7 protein-coding genes and 2 pseudogenes are annotated in these 7,427 nt (G+C 62.6%); 2 read left to right on the top strand and 7 right to left on the bottom strand.

Annotated elements, in window-relative coordinates:
* The first annotated feature begins 289 nt into the window (after nt 1-289).
* Complete coding sequence (rlmF, locus tag FQ320_RS17900; RefSeq protein ID WP_148474689.1) at nt 290-1,216, top strand: 23S rRNA (adenine(1618)-N(6))-methyltransferase RlmF; 927 nt, start codon at nt 290-292, stop codon at nt 1,214-1,216.
* Nucleotides 1,217-1,399: 183 nt separating this feature from the next.
* Nucleotides 1,400-1,591 (top strand): annotated as a pseudogene (locus FQ320_RS17895) (transposase); the annotation flags it as partial.
* On the opposite strand, the pseudogene FQ320_RS17890 reads toward FQ320_RS17895, so the two are convergent.
* The 7 genes and pseudogenes from FQ320_RS17890 to FQ320_RS17865 all read right to left on the bottom strand — a co-directional run.
* Nucleotides 1,556-1,747, bottom strand: a pseudogene (locus FQ320_RS17890) (transposase); the annotation flags it as partial. The pseudogenes FQ320_RS17895 and FQ320_RS17890 overlap by 36 nt on opposite strands.
* A gap of 562 nt (nt 1,748-2,309) precedes the next feature.
* The gene (locus FQ320_RS17885) at nt 2,310-3,008 is read right to left on the bottom strand and encodes a VIT family protein (RefSeq protein ID WP_148474687.1); all 699 of its coding nucleotides are present in this window, start codon (nt 3,006-3,008) and stop codon (nt 2,310-2,312) included.
* Complete coding sequence (locus FQ320_RS25755) at nt 3,005-3,157, bottom strand: hypothetical protein (RefSeq protein WP_187393949.1); 153 nt, start codon at nt 3,155-3,157, stop codon at nt 3,005-3,007. The genes FQ320_RS17885 and FQ320_RS25755 overlap by 4 nt, the downstream gene beginning before the upstream one ends.
* Before the next feature lie 169 nt (nt 3,158-3,326).
* Nucleotides 3,327-3,731 (bottom strand): hypothetical protein, encoded by a 405-nt coding sequence (locus FQ320_RS17880; RefSeq protein WP_370513082.1) that lies wholly within the window; start codon nt 3,729-3,731, stop codon nt 3,327-3,329.
* 5 nt (nt 3,732-3,736) lie between these two features.
* Complete coding sequence (locus FQ320_RS17875) at nt 3,737-4,717, bottom strand: FAD:protein FMN transferase (protein ID WP_148474685.1); 981 nt, start codon at nt 4,715-4,717, stop codon at nt 3,737-3,739.
* Entirely contained in the window at nt 4,698-6,905 is a 2,208-nt protein-coding gene (locus tag FQ320_RS17870) for a PepSY domain-containing protein (protein WP_148474683.1), read from the bottom strand. The genes FQ320_RS17875 and FQ320_RS17870 overlap by 20 nt, the downstream gene beginning before the upstream one ends.
* A 12-nt stretch (nt 6,906-6,917) precedes the next feature.
* Nucleotides 6,918-7,388: a DUF2271 domain-containing protein gene (locus FQ320_RS17865; RefSeq protein ID WP_148474681.1), complete on the bottom strand. Its 471-nt coding sequence runs from the start codon at nt 7,386-7,388 to the stop codon at nt 6,918-6,920.
* Nucleotides 7,389-7,427: the final 39 nt, after the last annotated feature.

The following is a 7,427-nucleotide window of genomic DNA, read 5'->3' as shown; positions in this document are numbered from 1 at the left end:
TGTCCTCTGTCAATCGAGGCAAAATCACCTCGATCAACAGCACACACCCAACATCACAAAACGCGAAACAAATCCCAGCTCAGCACATAGGCAGAAACAAGCGCCCTATCGCGGAGCGATTTAGTGCAAGAGCCCGAAATGACGGATGCTGCACACGGAAAGAACAGCCGGGCCCTCACGTCAGCGGAGGATCTGCTTCGCTCCTAATTTTACTATTTGTACATGAGGGCCTAAAACCAACCAACCGTCTCGCGAGCGACGTCCACCAACTTTCATGAAGGCGTCCCCGATGGCCACCAAAACGAAGCTGCATCCCCGCAATCAACACTCAGAAGGTTACGACTTTGTGCGTTTAGTGACGCAGACACCTGAACTTGAGGCTTTCACGATCAATAATCCACTCGGTCAAACGACGATTGATTTTCAAGACGTGAGGGCTGTCCGTATGCTTAATCGCGCGTTGCTAAAAACGCATTACAATATTGATTTTTGGGATATTCCTGACGGATATCTATGCCCACCAATTCCCGGTCGTGTCGACTACATCCACTATCTCGCGGACTTGCTTGCCGACAGCAATAATCAAGAGATCCCACGTGGGCGTCACATCAAAGCGTTAGACATCGGCACCGGTGCGAGTCTGGTTTACCCCTTGACGGGCCAGAGCGAATACGGCTGGAACTTCACTGGCGTCGATATCGATGTGCGTGCTCTCAAATCGGCAAGGCAAATTTGTGAATTCAACGAGTTGAAAATCACCCTTAAGCGGCAAATTGAACCTGAGAATATCTTTAGGGGCGTGATCGAAGCCAACGACGCTTTTCACGTAAGCATGTGCAACCCGCCTTTTCATTCGTCCATGGAAAAGGCGAATAAAGGCACCCAACGTAAGTGGACGAATCTTGGAAAAGGGAATTCGAAAAAGCTCAACTTTGGCGGTCAAAACGCGGAACTTTGGTGTCCGGGTGGCGAGATAAAATTTATCGCCCGCATGGTTAAACAGAGCATGGAGTTCGCCGACCAGTGCCTGTGGTTTACCTCGTTGGTGTCGAAAAAAGATAACCTCCAGCCACTCTGCCGAATTTTAGGAAAAGCCAGGGTTGCAGATCTTAAAGTCGTCGAAATGGCACAGGGGCAAAAAACAAGCCGTTTTATTGCTTGGACTTACATAAAGAAAAATCAACGCTCCTTGTATGCTAATAGGGCTGAGACATAGAGGCCCCTTTGCCGAAGTTCTGCAATGCAGCTGATGTCTGCTTCGGAGAAGCAGCATCGCAACATCCCGTGACACTGGGTATGTCCGCTTTGGGCCGTTCACGACGATCGCCCCCCACGGGGCCTTGTTGCGCAAAGCCTGCTTGGGATTCACCACAGGAATCCAATGTGGTAGCTGAGCGGCATGAGGATATCTGCAAAGACAGTCTACAAGACCACGAACTGGCATGACTACAACCTCGCGCTGAAACAGCGTGGATCGCTGAGCGTCTGGTTCGATCCGGATATGGTGTGGGAGGCTGCACCGACGGGCAAACGCGGTCCCCAACCGATCTATACGGATGCGGCCATTCAGACCTGTCTGAATGGCCGCGTCACTGAATTGTTGGTGCCGACCTCGCTTACCGCTTGGCGGCGGTGTCCAAACCTTCTCCGGATCAAACCAGATTGACAACGATCCGCGCCGCTTCAAGCTGTCATTGTAAGACGACCAATTCGTGGTCTTATACTTCGTAGGGGCCAAACTGCTCATGCCTTCAGCTATCACGCTGGATTCATACAGTGAACCCATCAACCTATTTGTGCAACAAAGCCACGGATACCGCAAATGGCCATCCCCCATCCCCGAAAGACCGGCGACAACCGGTGCGATCGGGCGTAACGGGCCAAGGAAGTGACCGATGACGATGCTGGCGCCACGATATTTCGCAGAGAACCGCTGGCCACGTTCCAGACGTGCCGTGGATAGGATGGCGCGCCCCTCGCCGAACAGCATCTCTCCCTTCGTGCCCAGCCAGAAACTTGCCTGCGATCCAAGGATGGTGCCGATGGCGACGAACCACATCATGTCGAAAATGTCATAGACCCCCTGCCCGGCCCAAGCACCGCCCAGCACGACGACGACCGTCCCGGGCGAAAATACGCTGGTGAGGAGCAGCGCCTCGAAGAAAGCCATCAGGCCGATGACCCAATAACGCCACAGCCCCAGCGACGCGATCGAGGGGAGCAGGCTGCTCATGCCCCGCGTCCCGATGCCCGAAGGCCACATGGTTGCGAATCCCGGACACCTCTGCGAATTCGGGTGCCAGACGGGATCACAGGGCAACGCCAAAAATCGTCCCGACAGCAGCGGTTGCCGCCATGGCCAGCGCGCCCCAGAAGGTCACTCGGGTTGCGCCCTTGACGATGCCTGCGCCGCCAGCCGCTGCGCCAAGGCCGCCGAGCACGGCAAGCGCGACAAGGGTTGTGAGCGCGACGACAAGTGTGATCTGCGCAGTCGGTGCCAGCGACGCCACAATGAGCGGGACAACGGCCCCGGCGGCAAAGGTCGCCGCCGAAACCAATGCGGCTTGGATAGGATGCGCGGTCACCGTCTCAGAAATGCCAAGTTCGTCGCGGGAATGGGCCCCAAGGGCATCCTTCTCGGTGAGTTGGACCGCAACTTGCAGGGCCAGACTTTCATCGAGCCCACGCTCGACATAAATTCTTTTCAGCTCGTCAAGCTCGGCTTCAGGCGTCTCCCGCAACTCCTTGGTTTCGCGCGCAATGTCGGCTTGCTCCGCGTCGGTCTGGGAGCTGACGGAGACATACTCGCCCGCAGCCATCGACATTGCACCTGCGACAAGACCGGCAAGACCGGCAATCAGTATTTCCGGACGACCCGACCCAGCCGAGGCAACCCCGACCACAAGACTTGCGGTCGAGACGAGCCCGTCATTCGCGCCAAGTACAGCTGCTCGCAGCCATCCGATGCGATGGACCATATGGAATTCTGAGTGGGTGAGACGGCTCATAACATATTCTCCTTCAATTTTTTGTTTCCCTGCATAGCCTCGATCACCGCATCCGGTGCATTTGGCTCATCGGGTTTGATGCGCAGAGCGCGCAACGCGTTCAGGATCACGGCCACGTCGATGACCTCCTGAAGCAGCGCGCCTTGCACCGGCGACAGGTAACCTTAGGCCGCCGCTATCATGCCCGCGACTGACAATCCGATCCCGGCCACGACGCTTTCTACAGCGATGCGCCGCGAGGCCCGCGCGATCTCGATCCCCGGTCCGAGTCGGCCGACCGGCAACACAACGTCGGCTGCCTCTGCCGAGGCAGCAGCCTCACGTGCGCCCATTGCCACGCCCACAACGATGCCGGGTCGCCGTCCGGGGGACGCGCGAGAGCAAGTCGTGCATCTCGCTCCAGGCGCGGCCTTCGGCAAAGCTTTCGAGGAAGGTGCCGCCAGAATACATCACCGCTACGACCGCCGCGGCGAGCGTCTCGCCAAAGACGAGCGCCGCTGTCATGGAGAGTGCCGCGACGATATCCATCCCGAACTCGCCGCGCCCGATGCTGCGCAGGATCTCGACCACCAGCGCGGCGAGCGCGGGCACGACCCCAGCGATCCAGACCAGGTCCGCCATCTCGTGCAATCCAGCGAACCAGAGCGCAAGACCTACGACCAGCCCTGACACTGCCAGCAGCAGAATAGCCGTCTTTAGGCGGTCGGTATTGGTGTGTTCCATGCGGCTCATGTCCCCTCGGCTGAGGCGATTGCCGCTGGCTCTTCGGAAAAAAGTCGTCCTACTCCCACACCCCTTGCGTGGCCCGCATCCTCGCGCAGGAGGAACAGGGCGTCGAGCCCTTGTTTTCTAGCGAGTTCGGTGCCCCTCTCAGGTCCCAGCACCATCAACGCGGTCGCCCAGGCATCCGCCTCGGCGCAGGTGCGGGCCACCACGGTGACAGAGGCCGGCGACGCGATTAGGGGCGCACCACGCGTCGGGTCCATGGTGTGCGACAGGCTTCGTCCCTGAACTTCGACCCAGTGGCGGTAATCGCCGGAGGTGGCGACGGCGGCATCCTGCAGCGTAAGGATCGAATGAGGCGTCCGACGCTTGGCGTCCGGTTCCTCCACTGCGATGGTCCAGGCTTGTCCGTCAGGCCTCAGACCGAGCCCGCGCATCTCGCCGTCGATCCCGACAAGGGCGTCGGCGATCCCGCGGTCGCGGAGGATCTCGGCCAGCCGATCGACGCCGTAGCCCTTGGCGATGCCGTTTAGGTCGAGGGCAATGGGCGCGGACGTACGCACATGGGCACCGTCGATTTCCAGGACCTCATGCGCAGGGCGACGCGGGGCGGCCATCGCGGCGCGGATGCACTCGGGCGCCGCGGCCTCCGGTCCGAAGCCCCAGGCCATCACCGCGTCGCCCATGCCGATGTCGAAGGCCCCGGTCGAGGCGCGCCCGATCTCGAGACCAAGACGCAGAACCTCCGTCAAGCGTTCGGGCACCGCCACCCAAGCGCCCACGGGCGCTGCGTTGAGCTGCATCAGGTCGCTGTCGGGTTTCCAGGTCGACATCTGGGCGTCGACCTCGTCAACAGCCGCCTGAAGCGCGGCTCGGACCGCGCCCGTGTCGAAGCCCGGTTCCGTGAAGAACAGCGCCGACCAGCGTGTGCCCATGGTCGGGCCGTTCAGGGCGACGCGTACCTGTTCAGTAGACATCTTCGACATATCGTCCCTCCGCCTTCAGAACCGCAGGCGCGAGCCCGGCCGGCGCGAGGATTTCAGCCAGCGCATCGGCCACGCCCGTCGCCATGTCGCGGCCGCCGCAGACCATCACACGGGCCCCGTTGCGGATGAGATGCGCGACCTCAGCGGCATCACCGCGCAACGCGTCCTGCACGTAGTGGGGCCGCGTCCCTCGCGAAGCCGCCGTGACCAGACGGGTCAAACGGCCCTTTTCCTGCAAGGCGGGCAGTTCCTCGCCATAAAAGAAATCGCTGTCGGGATGACGCATACCGAAGAACAGGTGGATAGACCGCCGGCCTGAATTGCCGCGCACGAAGCCTGCCAGTGGCCCGATGCCCGTCCCTGCACCGATTAGGATGAGGGGCGCACGGCCCCATCCGGGACGGAAGCCGGGATTGCGGCGGAGGAAGGCTGTCACCCTGTCGCCCGGTTCCAGCGTCGTGAGCTGCCGCGAGCAGAGGCCGCCGGGATGTTTCTTCACGACGATCTCGATGAAGCCGTCGCGGCGGGCAGAAGCGAGCGAGTAGAGCCGTGGCACGGCACTGCCCTCCGGCACGACGCCGATCAGGTCGCCGGCCGTGAACCGCGCGAACCCGGCTCCGGTCAACCGCTGCCAGAGCGTGGCGGGCGGCAGGGCGAAGCGCAGGATCGCGGTCGGGGCCTGCACCTCGGCACCATAGTCCCGCCGCGAGACGAGGGTCAGCGTCTCGGCCGCCGGCAGGATGGGCTGGTGCGACAGTTCGAGGTCGAGTCCGAGAGCCTCTCCAAGTGCGCGGCCCCATCGCGCGAAGTCCTGCGGCGACTGGCGGTCAATCGTGTCGAGGGGCAGGAATTCGGGCCAGCCCTTCGCCTGCGCCGCTGCCGCAACGGCCTTGGCGAAGGCGCAGTAGACCGGAAAGCTGCGGTCGCCAAAGCCGAGCACAGCAAGTGGGATGCGGGGCGCACCACCGGCGGCACTCAGCCGGTCGAGAAACCCCTTGGCCGAGGCAGGCGCAGCCCCATCACCGTAGGTCGCGGCGAACACGATGATCCGCTCGGCCCGCGTGTAGCGCTCCGGGGCAAAACCCGACATCGGGCCGACATGGACGCTCTGCCCTGCATCCGTCAGCGCGGCGTGCAGGGTCGCGGCAAAGCCCCAGGTGCTGCCACCCTCGCTGCCGACAAGCACGATCGTCTCGGCGCCCCCCGCGGGCTGATTGCCCCGGATGCGCGGCCGTCGCCGCCGTCCGGCGAGCCAGATCAGAACGCCGGTCGCGCCCATCATGGGCGTGCCGAGCGCCATCAACCCGAGCACCAGACCGAGCGTCGCCGCGCCCCGGCCTGTATGCAGCATGTAGATAGTTTCGTAGACGCGCTCCCAACCGGTCAGGTCAGACCATCCCAGCAGCGCCCCGGTGCCTTGGTCGAGATACCCGGTGCCCCGATCCGTCTTCAGCGTGAAGACATCCGTGGCGTCGCCGGGATAGGGAAAGCTCAGCTCGCGCAGTTCCGCGACCGGCGTCTGCAAGAGGGCGGGCATCTGGTGCAACGCAAACCCCGTCTCGCCGCTCACCTCGGCCCGCATGGCCGGTGCGGTGCTGCCATCAGGAAGCAGATCGAAGGTGGAGGCCGTCATCCACAACGCGGTGGTGGAGGACAGAACAAGGCCAAACACCGCTATCCGCGCGATTTCCACATGCAGACGTCCGGCAAGCGGCCCACGCAGTGGTGCGAACCAGCGACGCCAACCGCCCGCGCGCCGCGCGACCAACATCGTACCGCTGAGCGAAAGGACCAACATCGCCGCCGCGCCTACAGCCATGGCGATGCGCCCGCCGTCCCCGAGGAACAGCGAGCGGTGAAGGTTGGTGAGCCAGCGTTCAGCCTGGTTGGGATCGGCGGAGGCCACTCCTTCCCCGGTTGCGGGGTCGATTGCGGCGGCGCCGGGCGCGCCATGATCGAACCAGTAGGCAGTGATCCGGCCCGAAGCTGACCGGCGGATCTGCTCGACACCCGGATAGACCGTCTGGATGCGGTCCGCGAGGGCGGCAACCGTCAGTCCGGCCTCTGCCTGCGGCGCGGACAGGCGCTCTGCTGCGGGGAAGACCGACAGTGCTGCGCCACTGAGCGCCAGTCCCGTGATAAGAGCCAGAGCCAGAAGACCCGGCCAGCGATGAAGAGCGCGGATCATGGTCCAGTCTCCTCACATGTCGTAGGCGAAGTCGGCGACATAGCGGCGACCGTTCACGGGTGTGCCCGCGCCTGCCCTCGTCAGAGGGATGGCCACTTCGTTCGGACTGTCGCGCATGTCCTCAACTGCGGCGTCGATGTGCAGGGTGTAACCGGCATCGAAAAGGGCATCGGCGAGATCAAGCGTGATCTCAAGCGAGCGGCCAGCACCGACACTTGCACCCGTAATGCCGTTGACCTCGGCGCTGTCGCCGCCGGTCGCCCGGTACCATTCGGTAAGGTGCTCATAGTATTTCGACTTGCCGCCAGCCATCCACAGGCTGCCGACATAGGCACCCCCTGCGCCCGTGACGTAGAGCGCGAGATACGCTCCATCGCCACCGTAGTTGTTCAGCGTCGTGGTCATTGTGACGGGCCGTGCCATGGCGAGGCCGGGGAGTGTAAGCGCCGTGGTGAGCGCGAGCGTTGCGAGAACGGATTTCATGGACTTGGGTCCTTGTACGAGAATTGAGGGAGCGACCGG

Origin of the sequence: Oceaniovalibus sp. ACAM 378 (assembly GCF_008085915.1) — a bacterium.
GTDB lineage: Bacteria > Pseudomonadota > Alphaproteobacteria > Rhodobacterales > Rhodobacteraceae > Oceaniglobus.
The sequence above is the reverse complement of the archived record's forward strand: the minus strand, read 5'-3'. Positions and strand labels throughout refer to the sequence as shown.

Coding starts and splice junctions, on each gene's coding strand:
- rlmF (WP_148474689.1), top strand. CDS start 290: ATGGCCACCAAAACGAAGCTGCATCCCCGCAATCAACACTCAGAAGGT.
- FQ320_RS17885 (WP_148474687.1), bottom strand. CDS start 3,008: ATGAGCCGTCTCACCCACTCAGAATTCCATATGGTCCATCGCATCGGA.
- FQ320_RS17880 (WP_370513082.1), bottom strand. CDS start 3,731: ATGGAACACACCAATACCGACCGCCTAAAGACGGCTATTCTGCTGCTG.
- FQ320_RS17875 (WP_148474685.1), bottom strand. CDS start 4,717: ATGTCGAAGATGTCTACTGAACAGGTACGCGTCGCCCTGAACGGCCCG.
- FQ320_RS17870 (WP_148474683.1), bottom strand. CDS start 6,905: ATGATCCGCGCTCTTCATCGCTGGCCGGGTCTTCTGGCTCTGGCTCTT.
- FQ320_RS17865 (WP_148474681.1), bottom strand. CDS start 7,388: ATGAAATCCGTTCTCGCAACGCTCGCGCTCACCACGGCGCTTACACTC.